12 protein-coding genes and 4 pseudogenes are annotated in these 16,554 nt (G+C 57.8%); 9 read left to right on the top strand and 7 right to left on the bottom strand.

Annotation, left to right across the window (positions count from 1 at the left end; genetic code table 11):
• Positions 1–497 precede the first annotated feature (497 nt).
• Complete coding sequence (locus P0D80_RS46300; RefSeq protein ID WP_408183165.1) at positions 498–2,702, top strand: OsmC domain/YcaO domain-containing protein; 2,205 nt, start codon at positions 498–500, stop codon at positions 2,700–2,702.
• A 9-nt stretch (positions 2,703–2,711) separates the two neighbouring features.
• Here P0D80_RS46300 and P0D80_RS46305 read toward each other — a convergent pair whose 3' ends face one another.
• Positions 2,712–3,065, bottom strand: a complete 354-nt coding sequence (locus tag P0D80_RS46305) for a hypothetical protein (protein WP_408183163.1) — start codon at positions 3,063–3,065, stop codon at positions 2,712–2,714.
• A gap of 225 nt (positions 3,066–3,290) precedes the next feature.
• On the opposite strand from P0D80_RS46305, the pseudogene P0D80_RS46315 reads away from it, so the two are divergent.
• Positions 3,291–3,808: pseudogene (locus P0D80_RS46315) on the top strand (IS110 family RNA-guided transposase); the annotation flags it as partial.
• Between the two features lie 517 nt (positions 3,809–4,325).
• Entirely contained in the window at positions 4,326–4,892 is a 567-nt protein-coding gene (locus tag P0D80_RS46320) for a phosphate-starvation-inducible PsiE family protein (RefSeq protein WP_408294536.1), read from the top strand.
• A gap of 726 nt (positions 4,893–5,618) precedes the next feature.
• Here P0D80_RS46320 and P0D80_RS46325 read toward each other — a convergent pair.
• The 3 genes from P0D80_RS46325 to P0D80_RS46335 all read right to left on the bottom strand — a co-directional run bounded on the left by P0D80_RS46325 (position 5,619) and on the right by P0D80_RS46335 (position 8,052).
• Positions 5,619–5,816 (bottom strand): tautomerase family protein, encoded by a 198-nt coding sequence (locus P0D80_RS46325; protein ID WP_408294539.1) that lies wholly within the window; start codon positions 5,814–5,816, stop codon positions 5,619–5,621.
• 189 nt (positions 5,817–6,005) lie between these two features.
• On the bottom strand, positions 6,006–7,226 hold the full coding sequence (locus P0D80_RS46330) for a CaiB/BaiF CoA transferase family protein (RefSeq protein ID WP_408294541.1): 1,221 nt from the start codon (positions 7,224–7,226) through the stop codon (positions 6,006–6,008).
• Positions 7,216–8,052, bottom strand: a complete 837-nt coding sequence (locus P0D80_RS46335) for an HTD2 family dehydratase (RefSeq protein ID WP_408294544.1) — start codon at positions 8,050–8,052, stop codon at positions 7,216–7,218. The genes P0D80_RS46330 and P0D80_RS46335 overlap by 11 nt, the downstream gene beginning before the upstream one ends.
• 342 nt (positions 8,053–8,394) lie before the next feature.
• Between P0D80_RS46335 and P0D80_RS46340 the strand changes: the two genes are divergently transcribed.
• Positions 8,395–9,210 carry an IclR family transcriptional regulator gene (locus tag P0D80_RS46340; protein ID WP_408294547.1) on the top strand — a complete coding sequence of 272 codons (816 nt, stop codon included), beginning with the start codon at positions 8,395–8,397 and terminating at the stop codon, positions 9,208–9,210.
• A gap of 36 nt (positions 9,211–9,246) precedes the next feature.
• On the opposite strand, the gene P0D80_RS46345 is transcribed toward P0D80_RS46340, so the two are convergent.
• A complete protein-coding gene (locus P0D80_RS46345) occupies positions 9,247–10,065 on the bottom strand; it encodes an IclR family transcriptional regulator (RefSeq protein WP_408294550.1) in 819 nt (272 codons plus the stop codon).
• 394 nt (positions 10,066–10,459) lie between these two features.
• Between P0D80_RS46345 and P0D80_RS46350 the strand changes: the two genes are divergently transcribed.
• The 3 genes from P0D80_RS46350 (at position 10,460) to P0D80_RS46360 (ending at position 13,205) form a co-directional block, all read left to right on the top strand.
• On the top strand, positions 10,460–10,888 hold the full coding sequence (locus P0D80_RS46350) for a VOC family protein (protein ID WP_408294554.1): 429 nt from the start codon (positions 10,460–10,462) through the stop codon (positions 10,886–10,888).
• A gap of 193 nt (positions 10,889–11,081) precedes the next feature.
• Positions 11,082–12,395: an MFS transporter gene (locus tag P0D80_RS46355; protein ID WP_408294556.1), complete on the top strand. Its 1,314-nt coding sequence runs from the start codon at positions 11,082–11,084 to the stop codon at positions 12,393–12,395.
• Between the two features lie 39 nt (positions 12,396–12,434).
• Positions 12,435–13,205 (top strand): SDR family NAD(P)-dependent oxidoreductase, encoded by a 771-nt coding sequence (locus P0D80_RS46360; protein WP_408294559.1) that lies wholly within the window; start codon positions 12,435–12,437, stop codon positions 13,203–13,205.
• A gap of 494 nt (positions 13,206–13,699) precedes the next feature.
• Here P0D80_RS46360 and P0D80_RS46365 read toward each other — a convergent pair.
• Positions 13,700–14,847 (bottom strand): annotated as a pseudogene (locus tag P0D80_RS46365) (IS3 family transposase); the annotation flags it as partial.
• Between P0D80_RS46365 and P0D80_RS46370 the strand changes: the two are divergent.
• Both P0D80_RS46370 and P0D80_RS46375 read left to right on the top strand, forming a co-directional pair.
• A pseudogene (locus tag P0D80_RS46370) lies at positions 14,836–14,970 on the top strand (3-hydroxyacyl-CoA dehydrogenase family protein); the annotation flags it as partial. The pseudogenes P0D80_RS46365 and P0D80_RS46370 overlap by 12 nt on opposite strands.
• Before the next feature lie 46 nt (positions 14,971–15,016).
• Positions 15,017–15,133, top strand: a pseudogene (locus P0D80_RS46375) (IS5/IS1182 family transposase); the annotation flags it as partial.
• Positions 15,134–15,506: 373 nt separating this feature from the next.
• On the opposite strand, the gene P0D80_RS46380 reads toward P0D80_RS46375, so the two are convergent.
• A complete protein-coding gene (locus P0D80_RS46380; RefSeq protein WP_408294562.1) occupies positions 15,507–16,001 on the bottom strand; it encodes a hypothetical protein in 495 nt (164 codons plus the stop codon).
• Positions 16,002–16,554 lie beyond the last annotated feature (553 nt).

Here is a 16,554-nt window from a genome sequence, read left to right on the forward strand (position 1 = left end):
TACGGTCGGTCGACGTCACCGCGGAGATCGTTGACAATGCCGTGTCGGTGTGTCGAAAGCCGGGAGCAAACATAAGGAAAAGTGCAAGCCCGCAGAAATCGTGCTCAAATACCCAGTGTTTATGATCGTTCAGCGAAAACGCAAGTTGATTCTCCGACGCAGTTATGTCGAAGGCTGATGCTGCCGATTGGGTTTTGCGGTATCGGTGACGGTATCGTCGATACACACGCTGGCAGCAACCCCGTTCCCGCAAGGGTACAGCCACTGGATTGACAATCGAGTGGGAGCAGAATTTTCGTCGGGAAACATTATTTGCTAGTTGATTGACTATTAAAGCCCTGTTTTTTACAGGACTTTATATTTTGGATTGTCGCTCGGTAGTTCTCGCAATTCTGAGAATATGGGAGGAACTCGTGGCATTTCGGTTTGGTGCAACTGCACTTGGCGACGGATAATAGCGGCTACATCATTTTGAGCGCTATTTTTAGGATTCCCCCATGGAAATTAAAGTCAACTTTCTCGATAAGCTACGTCTTGAAGCCAGGTTCGATGACTTCACAGTAGTGGCCGACCAGCCTATCCGTTATAAGGGCGATGGCTCGGCGCCTGGTCCCTTCGATTATTTTCTGGCCTCATCGGCCTTGTGTGCAGCTTACTTTGTGAAGTTGTACTGCGTAACTCGCAATATTCCTACCGAAAATATCCGTCTGTCGCAGAATAATATTGTTGATCCAGAAAACCGGTACCAACAGATTTTCAAGATTCAGGTTGAGTTGCCGTCGGATATCCTGGAAGCAGACCGCCGAGGTATTTTGCGCTCTATTGAGCGTTGTACGGTGAAAAAAGTGGTGCAAGCCGGACCCGAGTTTGTAATTGAAGAGGTAGATAACCTCGATGCCGATGCTCAATCGTTGCTGACGTTGAAGCCGGCTTCTGACGCCAGCACCTATATTGCGGGCAAGGATCTACCGTTGGAGCAAACCATCGCCAATATGTCGGACAGTTTGGCGGGCTTGGGCATGAAGATTGAAATCGCTTCGTGGCGCAATATCGTTCCCAATGTGTGGTCGTTGCATATCCGCGATGCGCACTCGCCGATGTGTTTTACCAATGGCAAGGGAGCAACCAAAGAAAGCGCCTTGGCGTCGGCGTTGGGGGAGTTTATCGAGCGCCTGAATTGCAACCATTTCTATGGCGGCGCATTTTGGGGCGAAGACATCGCCAATGCGGCGTTTGTACATTACCCGAACGAGCGCTGGTTCAAGCCTGGCCCTGAGGATGCGCTGCCGGCTGAAATTCTGGACGCGTACTGCCTGCAAATTTATAATCCCGATGGCGAGTTGTATGGCTCGCATCTGTACGACACCAACTCCGGCAATGTGCAGCGCGGTATCTGTTCGCTGCCGTTTGTGCGGCAGTCGGACGGCGAAGTGGTGTATTTTCCGTCCAACCTGATCGAAAACCTATTCGTCAGCAATGGCATGAGTGCCGGTAATACGCTGGCCGAAACGCAGGTGCAATGTCTGTCCGAAATTTTCGAACGGGCGGTAAAGCGTGAAATTCTGGAAGGTGAAATCGCATTGCCTGATGTGCCGCACGAAGTGCTGGCGAAATACCCTGGCATTCTGGCTGGGATTCAGGGGTTGGAAGAGCAGGGCTTCCCGGTGCTGGTAAAGGATGCGTCGCTGGGTGGGACCTACCCGGTGATGTGCGTCACATTGATGAACCCGCGGACAGGCGGTGTCTTTGCCTCGTTCGGCGCGCACCCAAGCTTCGAGGTGGCGCTGGAACGGAGTCTTACGGAATTGCTACAGGGGCGCAGTTTTGAAGGCCTGAACGATTTACCTCAGCCCACCTTTATCAGTAACGCCGTGACTGAATCAAATAACTTTGTTGAGCACTTCATTGATTCCAGCGGTGTAGTGTCGTGGCGCTTTTTCAGCGCCAGAGCGAATTTCGAGTTTGTTGAGTGGGATTTTTCTGGTCAGGGTGAAAACTCCAATGCCGAGGAAGCCTCAACGTTGTTCGGAATTCTCGAAGACATGGGCAAAGAGGTGTACATGGCGGTGTATGACCAACTGGGCGCCGTAGCCTGCCGGATTTTAGTGCCCGGTTATTCAGAAGTTTACCCGGTAGAGGATTTGATCTGGGATAACACAAACAAGGCGCTGTTGTTCCGCGCCGATATTTTGAACTTGCATCACCTGGACGATGCGGGCCTGGCAGCAATGCTTGGGCGGTTGGATAACAGTGAACTAGATGAGTACTCCGATGTTGCCACTCTGATCGGCATCGAATTTGACGAGAATACGGACTGGGGGCAGCTAACAGTTCTCGAGTTGAAGCTGCTGATTCATCTCGCCCTGCAGCAATTTGAGGCGGCGCAAGAGCTGGTGGGAGCCTTCCTGCAGTACAACGACAACACGGTCGAGCGCGGATTGTTTTACCAGGCCTTGAATGTGGTGCTGGAGGTGATGCTCGGTGACGACCTGGAACTGGACGACTACATGGTCAACTTCCGTCGGATGTTTGGCAACACCCGGATGGACGCGGTAATGGGGTCAGTAGACGGCAGCGTGCGGTTCTATGGTTTAACGCCAACGAGTATGAAACTGGAGGGTCTGGATAGGCACGACCGCTTGATCGACAGTTACAAAAAATTGCATAAGGCACGGGCCAATGTGGCGGCTGCAGCGCGTTAGGGTTTCGAGTCATGGCTGGATGCGATGATGCCATTCATCCTCCAGCACAAACGCATGTTGGATACCCGAGCGACCATCTGTGCCGGCGTGCATCAGTGTTGATGCCGCCAGCGTTGATGAACGGAATTTATGGCGCATGTGATGGGGTAGAGGAGCTACTGTGCCTGACAAATCCTTTTTAAATCCAGGCAGCTGAAAGCGTATTTGATAGTCGAGTGGGAATGGCCGAGTTGCAAGCGACTGTCGCGTGAGAAAGGCGTCTTGAGCGGGATTGGTATTGCCTTCGCCGCGAAAAGACTGCAGGGCGCTAGTCGGCGATTCACAAGCCCAATAGGCAAGGATCGGCCAGGTGCGGCCGTCCAATGAGCGTAATTGGCCCGTCCTGAACAATTCGTTTTGCCGACCACCGGCGTTACGGCGATGGGAGCGGAGCAATGCGGCGGTTAAGCAAGGCAGCCAGAATAAAGACGCAAAGAAGCCGTAGCTTCCTCAGGATCATCCGAATTAGTAAGGACTTTCCCGATCTCGTGGCATAGCGATATACGAGGATGGTTGTTGCTGTTCAACCCATCTGAGAAGGGGAAAATCATGGACAAGATTACTCGTATCGGTGTGGATCTGGCCAAAAACATCATCCAGGTACACGGCGTGGACAGCATGAAGCGCGTGGTGGTCAGGAAAGCAATCTCGCGGCAGAAGTTTCCCGAATGGTTTGCCAACTCGAGCCGTGCCTGGTCGCAATGGAAGCGTGCAGCGCAGCCCACTACTGGGGGCGCAAGCTGCACGCGCTCGGCCACAAAGTCCGCCTGATCGCGCCGCAGTTGGCCGCGCCGTATCGCAAAGGCGGCAAGCACGTGAAGAACGACAGGCTGGATGCCGAGGCCATCTGCGAGGCCGCGGGCCGGCCGCATATGCGCTTCGTGGCCGTCAAAACGCCGGACCAGCAAAACGTGCTGGTGCTGCACCGGATGCGGGACGGTTTCGTTGAGGAGCGTACCGCGCTCGTCAACCGGCTGCGCGGTGAACTGGTCGAGTTCGGCGTGTTCCTGCCGCAAGGCATCGACGCATTTCGCGCCCACTTCCTCCAGTGCCTCGACGGCGAAACGCGCAGCGCGTGCAACTCGGCTGCTGAGCCGAAATTGAAATAGGTCAGTGTCGAAAAATTTTCAAGTGCGCTGGCCATCGAGCGCGAGGCGGTCAACATGGATCGATTCGAGGGTTCTCACACGCAGATGTGCGTGGTCCGGTTGCCGCTCTACACGGTGACGCTCGCGACCGTTGCGCGCGTCAGCACACCCTTACTCGCGATCCTGCACTGGCACGGCCAGCGTCGTGCGACGCCTCTGCACCTGCGTTATCGTCAGAGTACACTGCATGGACCTGCTGCTTCAGACTTAGTACCTCATCGCGTGCATGTCAGACCTTGGCTCAGAAGCGCGAAATAGTTCGAGCTCTGTTATCAATAGCTGCATACGCAGCTATTCGCAAAGAACCCGCGCCAACGCGAAAGACCGTAGCATATGCGTTACGCGATCATCAAATGAACTGTGCACGCCGCATGTGCGGTACATGCACGCGCGCGGTGCATTCGCGGCGCAGCGACGGCCGCCCGGGAGCCAAATCATGGAAAGAAAGAAAAGCTGGCTGCGCAGGGATCTCGATGCGTTGCGTCTGCAGTGGGACATGCTCACCTTTTATGAACGCTTCGAGCGGCTTGTTGCGCATGTGCTGAGCGTCGTGATTTCCATCATCATCCTCGTGTCGCTCTGGCAGTTGATTCGCGCGGTGATTTCATTGCTGGTTTCGGACGCGCTGAACCCGCTGGATCACGCGGTGTTTCAGACCATCTTCGGCATGGTCATGACGCTGCTGATCGCGATGGAGTTCAAACATTCGATTACGCGCGTGATGGCGCGGCGCGATCACATCGTGCAGGCCAAAACGGTGCTTCTCATTGCGCTGCTCGCTATAGCCCGCAAATTCATCATTCTTGATCCGGCCAGTGCGCCCGCCCGGATCGCGGCGCTTGCGTTTGCGCTGGTGGCGCTGGGGAGTGTCTACTGGCTGATGCGGCAGCGTGATGACCCGGTCGACGCGACGGATGCCGCGCAAGCGGAGCGCGATCGCGTGGCGCACGCGCAGCGACAGCAAGGGGTACGGCCCGGCGAAGGCGGGCAGCGCGGCGATTGACCCGACTTGCCACACTCGTCACGTGATGGCGGCGTAAGCGTCACTCTCGCGGACGTCGTCGATGGTCACGCGAAGTCCGGCCTCCTGCGGTTGCACCCGGGATCCGGGCGTTTCGAGCGTGAGCCCCTTGTCGCGGATCGGCGTAAAGGCGCCGGGGATGCAGGATCCTGCGGGCGCTGAGGCCCTACGAACCGATCGGCATCCATGTGAAGAGTGGCATTTCGAGACGTCCACTTGAGGAACGGGGGAATGGAATGAGCGCCTCCCACCCGTGAGCGGCGTTCATAACGTTCCGGATCGAAGTCGCCCTGAATGAACACCGGCGCATCGTTCTGAAACTTACCGAGCGCAGCAGGATACATAGCATCGTGTCTTGCGTCGGGAGCGGCGTTTTGCAGATGGGGGCCAACATCGATATGGCGGGAGTTCCGTTGCAACAGGTATTGACGAACGTGATTGTTACGGAACGGCTCAAGCCGTTTGTGTCGGCTAAGGAGGGCTCAAACAAAAACTCAGCGATGCGCGGCCCCTGGCCGCGCGTTTTTTTTGGCAGACCGTCCTCATAGCGGGTGGTGCGGCTATGGCAGGCCCGCACTTTGGCGATCCCTTGCAAGGTGACGTCCGAAGCTAACACGATTAAATCGAACATCCCCTGCGTAGCCAGACCCCGTGTATGACGGAGAGCACTGACGGTGCGATGACCGGCCGTGTTCGGCAAAATTCGCCTCAAGTTGATGAGGTGGTATCTTCGAACAAGGTGCCTCCGCCCGCCCAATTGGACGGCGCGACGTCTTCGAAAATCACATAAATATACTTCGCGTCGGTACCGGTGTTTTTCACAATGCTTTCCGTGATCTCGGCGGCGACCGCCTGCTTCGCAGCGGTGTCTTTACCTTCAAACCAGCTTACTCGAACGACTGGCATTTGCAAATCCTCGTTAAAGTTGTCAGCGATAGTGCAATGCGTGAGCCAGCGTCGCCCCGTCTGCATTGACCTGAAGGAGTCTATCGCCGCTGAAAAGCGGAATAAACAGCCCTCTAAATATGCGCGGAATAGAGAAACTGTCCGCAATGCGCACGTTGGCTTCCCGCGGTCGTCGCACGCCCTTCGATGTTATTGATCCTCCGCACGAGTTGAACTGGCAATAGCAGTGCCCTCTGCGAGCAGAGCAGAAATCTCGTGGGCCGAATATCCTATCTCCTCGAGCACGGCGCGCGTATCCCACCCGCGAGGCTGTGCAAATGAGGGGAGCGTAGGGTAAGCATCGTCGAAGCTGATGGTCGAACGGATTGCAACCGTCTTGCCTTCGGTGGGGTGCTCATCGGCCTGCAAAAGTCCGACCGCTTGTAGATGCGGATCATGAGGCAAGGTTTCGAGCGTGTGACATGGCTTGACGGCGATGTCAGCCTCCTGAAGTATGTCGAGCCATTCAGCCGTTGTCTTGTCGGTAAGCGGCGCGCCCCGGATTTCAAACCACTCCCTGACGTTCTGGGCTCGAGCGCCAACGGTCGCGAAGCGTTGGTCGTCGATCAGTTCCGCACGACCCACTGCCTTGAGGAACGCACGCACCTGCGGGTCGGTATTGACCGTAAATGCGATCCAACCGTCTGCCGTCTTCACGGGTTTGTTGTGAGGGCTTAGTAAACGAAGATCGCCCGGCGGCCCGACGGGCGGATCAAAACTTTGTTGTGCCAAATGTTCCTGCAGAACGAATGCGGACATGGTTTCGAACATCGGTACTTCAATGGAAGAGCCACTTCCTGTTGCCTTTCTCTGTATGACCGCAGCCAGAATGGACCCAGCAGCAATCTCGCCGACGACGTGATCGCAGATGAGCATGGGAACATAGGATGGTGCACCATCGCGTGCAAGCGTTAGTCCGGTCATGCCAGTGGCGGCCTGCACGACACTATCGTAGGTAGGATGGCCTGCATAAGGCCCATCAGTGCCATAGCCGGTTATCAGGCAGTAAATCTTGTCGGGATGATCCGCACGGATACTTTGCGCGTCGAGCCTGAGACGCACGAGCGCCTGCGGGCGCATATTGGCAATCACTACATCCGCGGAGGCAACCAGTTTTTTGACTAGGTCCTTGCTGCCCGGCTTCTTCAGGTCACAGCATAGATTCCGCTTGCCACGGTTCAGATGCAGGTATGCACCCGAGTGCTGACCAGTCGGAGACAATCCGCCCAAGCCGCGCATCAGATCGCCGTCGGGGCTCTCCAGTTTGATGATCTCGGCGCCGTATTGCGCGAGCCTTGCCGTGCATACCGGACCGACCACGACACTAGTCAGGTCCAGGATGCGAATTCCCTTCAGAGGTTCAAAGGTCATTTATTTCAGCCTCCATTACAGCAGCGAGTTTTCCGCAATCGTCGTATGCCTTCAGGCTCCGCTCGGTACCGCTGCCATCGGCCGCGATCGTTACGGGCCGTCCGCAGAAAAGCGGCGCAAGGTTTTTCATAGTGAATCTGCTCAGATTCAGCGCAAGTTCACAGCGCGCGAACTCAGTTAAAAACAGCGTGGTGAGTCCGCCGTTGACCACAAGATCCGGAAACCCTTCCACTTCGCGCGCGTAGCCCCGGTCGATGTGAATCTTGTGAGAGTTGAATCCAAGCGCCGAGTATTGGAATAGCAGCGTCTCATCGGGGACCACGACCTTCGTATAGGAGGCCGATACCGCAACAGGTTCGTCGGCGGATTCCTTGTTGCCCGGCTGCGCAGGCAACAGCAGGTAAGTCTGCGTCTCGGTGATTGCGGGTTCCGCTTGATTGGCGAGCCGCAACGAGTGAACGATCTTCACTATGGCTTTGCGCCCGGAGGCACCGGTCTTCTCGATGATGTCGGCTACGCCGCTCGTCCTGGTGACGACCGCGCCAATCGGAATGTCATGGTGATACTCCACGCTTCGTCCGCCCTGCAGAAGGCGAGGCAAGCCAAGATCGGGAATTGGCGCGCCGAGACCGGGAAAGCCGTCAGCGCGCAGCTCTGAGCGCGGAGTGTCGGCACCCATAAGGAGAAAATGCCAGCCGCGAGGAAGTGGGGCGCCATCACAGATGGCATCCACCGGTAGGTCCAGCATTGCCGCCACCCGCCTGACTAACGAGGCAGAGCAGTGCTCAGTGCGGGTGTAGGTTACGTGAGTTGCTTCTACCGTCATCGAGAACTCCTGGGTTCCTCTGTTGTTAAACGAGATGCGCGCTGGTGAACAATGCATAGGTGAAAAACACATTTCATTGATGATTCTACGCGATTCCTACGCCCTTACAACCTGCGGTTAACGCCGAGTTGTGCACGGAGCGATTGATGCGCGGCCAAGTGCGGTACGACCGTTCTGCGAGCGGAGCACTTGATTGAAGTGATTTGACTCATCCAGTACAGTGGTTCGAATTCGTATCTATTGCGATTGGGCCGAGCGACACCGTCGGGCCGCCTTTCGCATGAAATAAACCAACCCATGCCGCAGCGATGCACCAACAGCGAACTCAAGAGCAGCAACCAGATGAAAGATGACGTGACAGAAGTGACAAAAGCAGGAGAAGCGGAGGGTCGCGCTTATTCCGCGCCAGCGCTTGAGAAGGGCCTCGACATATTGGAGATGCTGTGCCAGGCCGAAGGGCCGGTGACCATGAAGGACATTGCCCTGCAGCTCGGGCGCAGCGTCGGCGAGCTCTACCGCATGCTTGCGGTGTTGATAGACCGCAAGTATGTTGCGCAAATCGGCGACAGCTACTACATCACGACAAAGCTTTTTTCCCTGTCGCACGACAACCCGCCCACGCACAGGCTACTCACCGAGGCAATGCCGATCATGCAGAAGCTGTCGAGTCAACTCGACCAGGCGTGCCATCTGACCGTGTACGGCCAAGGCCGTCAGACCGTAATCGCAAAGGTCGACACCCCGAGCGGAATGGGATTTAGCGTCCGCGTGGGATCGGAACTGGATGTGCTGGTGTCGGCGTCCGGGCGCGTTCTTCTTGCGTTCCAGGACCTGGAAACTCGAAAGTTCAGAATCGATGAATCATTGGAGCGGCGCCCTGACCAGGCTGATCCGCAGATCTCGGGTGTTCTCGACTTTATCAAACAGCGTGGCTATGAATCGGCTCCGAGCGTTCAGGTGCGCGGTTTGTACGCGGTGAGCTTCCCCATTCTGGATTCGCACAACCACGCGATAGCAGCGCTCACCGTTCCGTACGCTGAACGGATCGATCAGACTCGTCGCAAGTCGATTTCAGACATTGAAGGCGCCCTTGGAGAAGCAGCTGCGCTGCTGTGCACGCGAGTTGGTGGACGTTCGCAGGTGCGGGCGAACGCGTAGTTGAAGGCGACTTCAAGGGGCCGATATTGCCATCAGTCATGCCGCTGCCTGGGAATCCGGCACACCTCCGCCAATGCGCCCGCTGATAGTCCTGGCGGCCTCTTCCAACGCCGCCTGAATCTCGCTGATCGGCTTGCGCTGCGCCTGGTCGATTCGTTCCGCATAGGGAATCGTCAGCGCCGCGCTTGCGTGATTTCTCGAATCCAGTATGGGGAAGCTGAGCGCATATAGGCCCCTCACCTGCGAACTGGGGGCGGACTCGAAGCCGCGCGTCCGAATGTAGTCCAGAATGGCGTCAATCTGCGGATCCGCCTGGTCTGGCCTTCGTTGTAGCGATTCTGCAATCCGCAGTTTGCGTGTCTCTTCATCCTGGAAGGCAACCAGAACCCGTCCCGACACTGAGATCAGCACGTCCAGATCCGACCCGACCCGAAGGCTGAATCCCATTCCGCTCGGCGTATCGACTTTCGCCACCACGACCTGCTTGCCGTGGTTATAAACCGTCAGATGACAGGATTGATCGAACTCGCTTGCTAGCCGGTTCATGACTGGCGTCGCTTCGAGCAGCAGCCGGTGTGTTGGTGGATTCAGGTGCGAAAGCTCGAATAGCTTTGTGGTGATTGCGTAACTGTCGTCGATCTGCGCGACATAGTTGCGGGCCACCAGGCACTGAATCATTCGGTAAATCTCGCCCACGCTTCGACCCACCTGGCCGGCCAGGTCCTTCTGGGTCAGCGGATGCTGGCTTCCACAGAGCGCTTCAAGAATGTCGAGGCCCTTCTCCAGCGCTGGGGCCGAATAGCTGCGGGCGCCCGCATCATCAGCGGAAATGTCCGGGTTGACGTCACGTTTCATAAGCCCAATCCTCCGATCCCCTATATCTGCCCCGCCCGCTGGATGCCGTGGCGGCTGATTCGATTTCAATTCATCCATGCATCAGATATTGCGGCAGTCATGCCAATTTTGGTGCGTCCCTAGTTTGCGTACAGTCAGAAGTATCTCTAAAAACCCCGATGAAAATGCATACCAGGCCCAAGCATAACAAAGTCGGGCTCCCGGAACTGCATGCAAAAATACTTGTAGGTGTTTGCACCTATGCATAGTTGACTTCACCAGTGAAACGACATAATTTGTCATTAAGCTTTGAGCATGAGAACAGAGCTTCGAACAGAGCAGAACAATTGCATACGACACCTTCATGCATTTCTGCTCACCCAAGCGCATCCTTTGACCCCTGAAGAGGCACGACATGAACTTCAAGTTTCACCACCTCAACCTGTGCACGGACAGCCTTCCTCGCCTGACCAAGTTCTATCAAACGCTGTTCGATCTCGGCACGATCAACGACGAAGAACACGCGCGGGTGAACGCCGAAAGTACGACAAGCGGCTACAACGGCAAGGTCGACTTCCTGAGCGATGGCGACATCGAATTTCACTGGGCGGAGCGAGACCTGGACACCGGCTTCAAGATGAATCAGATCGTCAATCCCATGGCGCGGGGACACTTCTGCTTCCGTACTGACGACATCGAGGGCTTCAAGCGGCGGCTCGATGAGCGCGGCATTCGTTACTCGGACTACGGCCGTTGGGCGATTGCCGGCTGGCATCAGGTGTTCCTTCAGGATCCGGATGGAAACGTGATTGAAGTACACCAACCGAACGTGTTTGCGCGCTAGGTTGTGGCTGGCGCAGCGGCGTCCCGTCGCCACTGCGCAACCGGGACCGGGTGCTGCGCCCCTGCATGCAGGATACTCAGTTGCGCCCGTTCTCCGGTTGGATGTGTCCGACGCCTGACCAGCCAGGCTTGCTCGATTACCCCTGCCTTTTCGTTATCAAAGCAAAATCAAACTTCCAACAGGAGACATCCCGATGAGGGACACACTAACTATGGACATGCCCGCCGCGCCGACGAACTCGATGGCAAAGCGCGCGACTGTCGCGAGTACTGTAGGTTCGGCGCTGGAGTGGATCGACTTCACTGCATACGGTGCGGTTTCGGCGACCGTCTTTCCCAAGATATTCTTTTCGCAGATGGACCCGAACATGGGGATCCTCGCGGCGTTCGCGACCTTCGGGATCGGCTTTTTTGCGCGCCCGCTTGGTGGCCTGTTCTTCGGCATGCTGGGCGACCGTATCGGGCGCAAGAACATCCTGCTTTATACGTTGTCGCTGATGGGCGCGGCGTCGTTCCTGATCGGCTGTCTGCCGACCTACGCGACCATTGGCTTTGCGGCACCCTTGTGTCTCGTGCTCCTGCGCTTCCTGCAAGGCTTCGCGCTCGGCGGCGAGGCGACCGGCGCCCAACTGATGACGATGGAGCACGCTCCGCAGAACAAGCGAGGCCTGTATGGATCTTTTATTAACACCGGTTCGTCGCTGAGCGCGGCGCTGGCGAGCGGGATGCTGTTCGTGTTGACAAGCACCCTCGGCGCGGAGCAGTTTCAGAGCTGGGGGTGGCGTGTGCCGTTCCTTCTGAGCTTCCTGCTGGTCATCGTCGGAATCTATATCCGTCTTCGGGTTTCAGAGACGCCGGCCTTCGTGGAGGCACATGCAAAAGGCCAGGAAGAACGCATTCCGTTGATCAAGGCGTTTGCCCTGTATCCGGGAACGATTCTCCGACTGCTCGTAATCTGGTGCGCCCCGACGGCATGCTTCTACGTGATTACCGTCTTCTCGCTCAGCTATGTCACCAAGAATCTCGCACTGCCAAGTCAGACTGCGTTTCTTTGCCTGATGGGTGCGAACGTCTTTGCGATTTTCACGGTCATCGCAGGCGGTGCGGTGAGTGACCGGATCGGCCGTAAGCCAACCATGATGATCGCATCTGTGCTGACGCTCGCGATCGCGCTGTCTTACTTCACGCTCCTCGACAGCAAGAGCTGGTACCTCATCTTCTTCGCGATGGCGGCGTTCGTCGGATCGCTCCAGATCCAGTCCGGCGTGCAACCCGCTTTCTTTGCGGAGCCTTTCCCGACCAACGTCCGTTATTCCGGCTCCGCGGCCGCATACACCGGCGCGAATCTGCTGATGGGTGGCCCCACACCATTCATCTGCGCCTGGCTGCTGCAGCGTGCGCACGGGCAGACGTGGGTCATCACTGCCTTTTGCGCGGTTGTCATTAGTGCCTCGCTCATCGCCATCATTGCGAGCCCTGAAACCCGACACCTCGACATCAAACGCTAATTCGCACTCTGCGGATCGGCACGAAACGGAGTAAAAGACATGCTTTTGGAAAACAAGGTTTGTGTGATCGTCGGGGCGGGTTCGCTCAGGGGAATCGGGTATGCGACTGCCGAACTATTTTCGGAACATGGGGCAAAGATTGTCGCTGTCGATGTCGTCATGAATGATGGCCTGGCAAGCGAAATCAAGGCTTCCATCGACAGCAAGACTGGCCGCGATGCCGACGTGATCGGTATCAAGTGCGACATCGCCAACCGTGAGGACTGCATCCGTCTGTTCGACGCCGTCCGCGCTCACTACGGATCGGTAGATTGTCTCGTGAACAGCGCAGCGATCGTTAAGGCCCAGCCGATGCTGACAATCGACGAATCCGACTACGATCGGATCATGAATGTAAACCTCAAGGGAACCTTCAATCTCTGTAAATGTGCGCTCGCGGTGTTTGCTGAGCAAAAGCACGGAGCCATCGTCAACGTCGCTTCGGTTGCAGCACAACGCGGCGGCGGTCTGGTCGGCGGTGCGCACTACGCGGCATCAAAAGGCGGCGTCATCAGCCTGACCCGTACGATTGCTCGTGAGTTCGGGCCGATGGGAATCCGCGCCAATGTCGTCTGCCCATCAATGACGGAAACAGGCATGCTGGACGGGCTGTCCGAAGAGAAGCAGAAGGAGATTGCCACGACCATTCCTCTGCAGCGTGCTGGTCGGCCTGTTGAGATTGCGGGCGCCTGCCTTTTCCTTGCGTCTGATCTTGCAGGCTATGTAACCGGGGCGACCATCGACGTCAACGGCGGCAGCCACATTCATTAATCTGCGGCGGCTGACCCGAATTCTCCCGACGAATCACGTGCGTTGTAGTTTTAGGCGAACTCTTTGGGGTAGCGGAGCATCTGCGCCGCAAACAGCCTTGCTCGGCCAGAAGGGTTCGCCACATCTATCTTCGACTGCTCCGCGCGGCGTCACCTCGACGCCGGCCAGTTGCTGCTGATACATGCGGCGGTTACGGGTCTCGTTGGCACAGGCGGTGGAATGCCGGGATATGCCGGGTTTTGTTGTGAATCACGCGGGCCGCGCGCTCAATACCGAAGGCCTGCGAATCGTTCAAGAGGCCGTGACCGACGAGAGCACCGTCTGAAGTTGACCCGGTTCGACGGATAGATTTGCAGTTGAGTTTAATGCGGTGTGGCACCTCCCGATAAGGTGGAATCGCGGGTTGTCCACGGTCGGGCGGCGGGTCGCCTGTCACGACCACGACGCTGCCCGGCGGTGGGCAACCCGCGCGGCAATAAGCTTTGATCTTGCGCATGCAGGTTTTCGAACTCGAGCGGCGAACAGTAGCCGATGCTGCTGTGCAGGCGGCGTATGTTGTACCAGCTCTCCAGAAACGAGAACAGACGCCGCCGTGCCTGTTCGTGGGTCGCGAAGTGTTCGCGACAGAGCAGTTCGGCTTCGAGTGTGCCGAAGAACGACTCGCACATCGCGTTGTCATAGGCATCGCCGGCCGTGCCCATCGACGGCTGTACGCCTGCTTCGCGGCATCGCCGTCCAAAGGCAATGGACGTGTATTGACAGCCTTGATCGGAATGTAGAATCACACCGTCATGGCGTCGTTGCTGCAACGCCATGTCGAGCGCGCGTAACATCAGTTCGGTGTACAGATGGTTAGACATCGCCCAGCCGATGATGCGACGGCTGAACACATCCAGCACGACCGCCAGATAGAGGAATCCTTCCCCCGTGGGTACATAGGTCGCATCTGCGACCCACAGCACGTTTGTCGCGTCGGCACTGAAGTGCCGGCGCACCAGATCAGGCGCACGTCGGGCGCCTGCGCGTGGCCGTGTGGTGCGCGGCCAGCGCCGCCGGCTTGCCCCGCACAGACCCGCCATACGCATGAGGCGCGCCGCCCGCTTGCGCCCCACGTGTACGCCTTCGCGCGCGAGCTGCGCATGGATACGCGGTGCCCCATACGTGCCGCGCGAGCTCGCATGTAGCGTGCGGATGCGCGCGAGCAGTTGCGCATCGCTACGTGTGTGCATCGCGGGCTCTCGCACCAGCCACGAGTAATAGCCGCTTGTCGAGACGCCGAGCAGCCGTGCCATCATCGCAATGGGCCAGCGGGCCCGGTTCGCTTTCATGAATCCGTACCGCTCTTCGGTGGAATGGATCCCGTCTCCCTCGCGAACCAGGCTGCCGCGTGAGAGAGTATGTCGCGCTCCATCTTCAGTTGCCGGACTTCACGACGCAACCGTGCTAGCTCCTGCCGCTCGGCTGTGGTCAGACCGTCATGCCGCACGCCTGTGTCGCGATCAGCCTGCGCCACCCAGTTGTAGATGGTCTGTGCAGTCGGCTCGAACTCCTTTTCCAGTTCCTCCGGCCTGCGTCCAGCCTTCACCAGTTCGACCATTTGCGCCCGAAATTCCGCCGGGTACGGGGTACGATGCTTGCCCATAATCGGCACCTCCTTCTCCAAAGGATAGATGTCCGTTTTTCTGGGTCAACTTCAGTCGACGAGATTGTGCGCGAACAGATGGGATTCCGGATGGGACCGGTCGAGTTGCTCGATTTGACGGGCCTCGACGTTAAGTCGTTTGATTGCGTTGCAGATCCTGCACGCCATCGGTATCGATGCCGAAATCGCCCGACGAGGCGAACCTCACGGCAGCGGGCTGGGCAAAACCCGCTGGGTCGTCGAGCGAACTATCTCCTGGCTTCACAACTTCCGACGGCTGCGCATTCCCGACGCAAGCTCAGGTGGTAACCAAGCACAGCGCGCGACGCTACATCAATCAGCACAACGACCCACAGACGGTGAATCATGCGCGCCTCGGTCCCGCCGTGCGGTGAAGGCACCAGCACCATCATCCGACTGTCAAGTTTGTGCGCGTCGCACTCGACGCGCTCGAATGGCGCAAGAAGTGGTCGACGTGTTCCGTCGCCGCTGGCTGCCTTGCGCGCTGAGTCGTCGCCGGCAAGTTGTCGTGCTCTGGCAGGGTTTTCGGCAAGCACGCGATCGATGAAGCGAGAGAGAGTCACGTAACCGCGTTTCTCGACGTTGAAAGGCCATTCGCCCCGGCGCTCGAATCCGCGGTCGCGCAATTCAGCGAGAAACTATCGGAACACCGCCATTCGCGGCCGAAGTGGAGATTCGAGGACGCCGCGTTTGCGCAGGATGTGCTGGCGCAGTTGGCTTTCGAACCCACGCCCTGCCGGGGACTCAAAAACCCATTGCAGCGCACCGGCCGCTCCGCCTCCCCATGCGTCAGGCTTGATGGGCGCCTTTCTGTCGTAGGACTTAACGCGCACATAAGGCAGCAGTCCGCGCCAGCCGTGAACATCTCCGTCGGGGTGGGCGGCGAGGCAGCGCTCGGTGAGCAAGCGATAGGTCTGGACCCGGCCCATCGCGCATGCCGTCTTAAGCTGCGCGTCAGTAGCGCCGTCGAGGTACAGGCGGATAGCGCGCTCTCGTCTCGCGTACAACGCTTCACGCTCAGGGGAGAGGGCAGCTCTGTCGATTCCGGGCCAGGTTGCGAGATCGATGTCGCCCGGGTCCAGGCCGGCACTTTGCGAATGATCGCATACTCGCAACCGTGAACGTCGTCTCATCGTGACTCCGGTGTCGTCTCGATACGCCAGAAACAAGGCTAGGCGATTTCGCGCGGCGCGTTGCGGCCTTCGTGGACGGTGGCCACTCGATAGTCGGGATTGGCGAAAGAAGTCGATGCCGTGACGCGAAAAAGCAGCGTCACGCTAACGAATGGAGGACTCCAAACAATCGGACTGCGTTGATAGCAGCCAACACGATCAGCGCGCCGAGCGTCTCGAAAGCGCTGAGGGGGATGTCGCGGAAGACGCTTGTCGACCCACTTCGGCCTTTCAAAGTTGGACTGCGAACGTCCGAAGCTCGGCCGGTCTGTGACACTCGAAAGGCCATTCAGCGCCCTTGATTTCCATATCGAGCTCTACACTCGCCGTTGAGCCGGCGTGCGTCCGCCGAACGGCGCATCGCGGGGTAGCGCGCTGAGTAGTGTGCAGAAGAAAGTCTGTGGGCACAAAGGGCCCGAGCAACTGGTGCCCTGCTGAGCGCCAAACGAATCCGAATGATCGGACATGCACGACGACGACCCATATGCGCCGCCGCACGCATATGGGACCAAAG

The sequence above is a fragment of the Paraburkholderia sp. RL17-373-BIF-A genome (genome assembly GCF_046030175.1).
Taxonomy (GTDB): domain Bacteria; phylum Pseudomonadota; class Gammaproteobacteria; order Burkholderiales; family Burkholderiaceae; genus Paraburkholderia.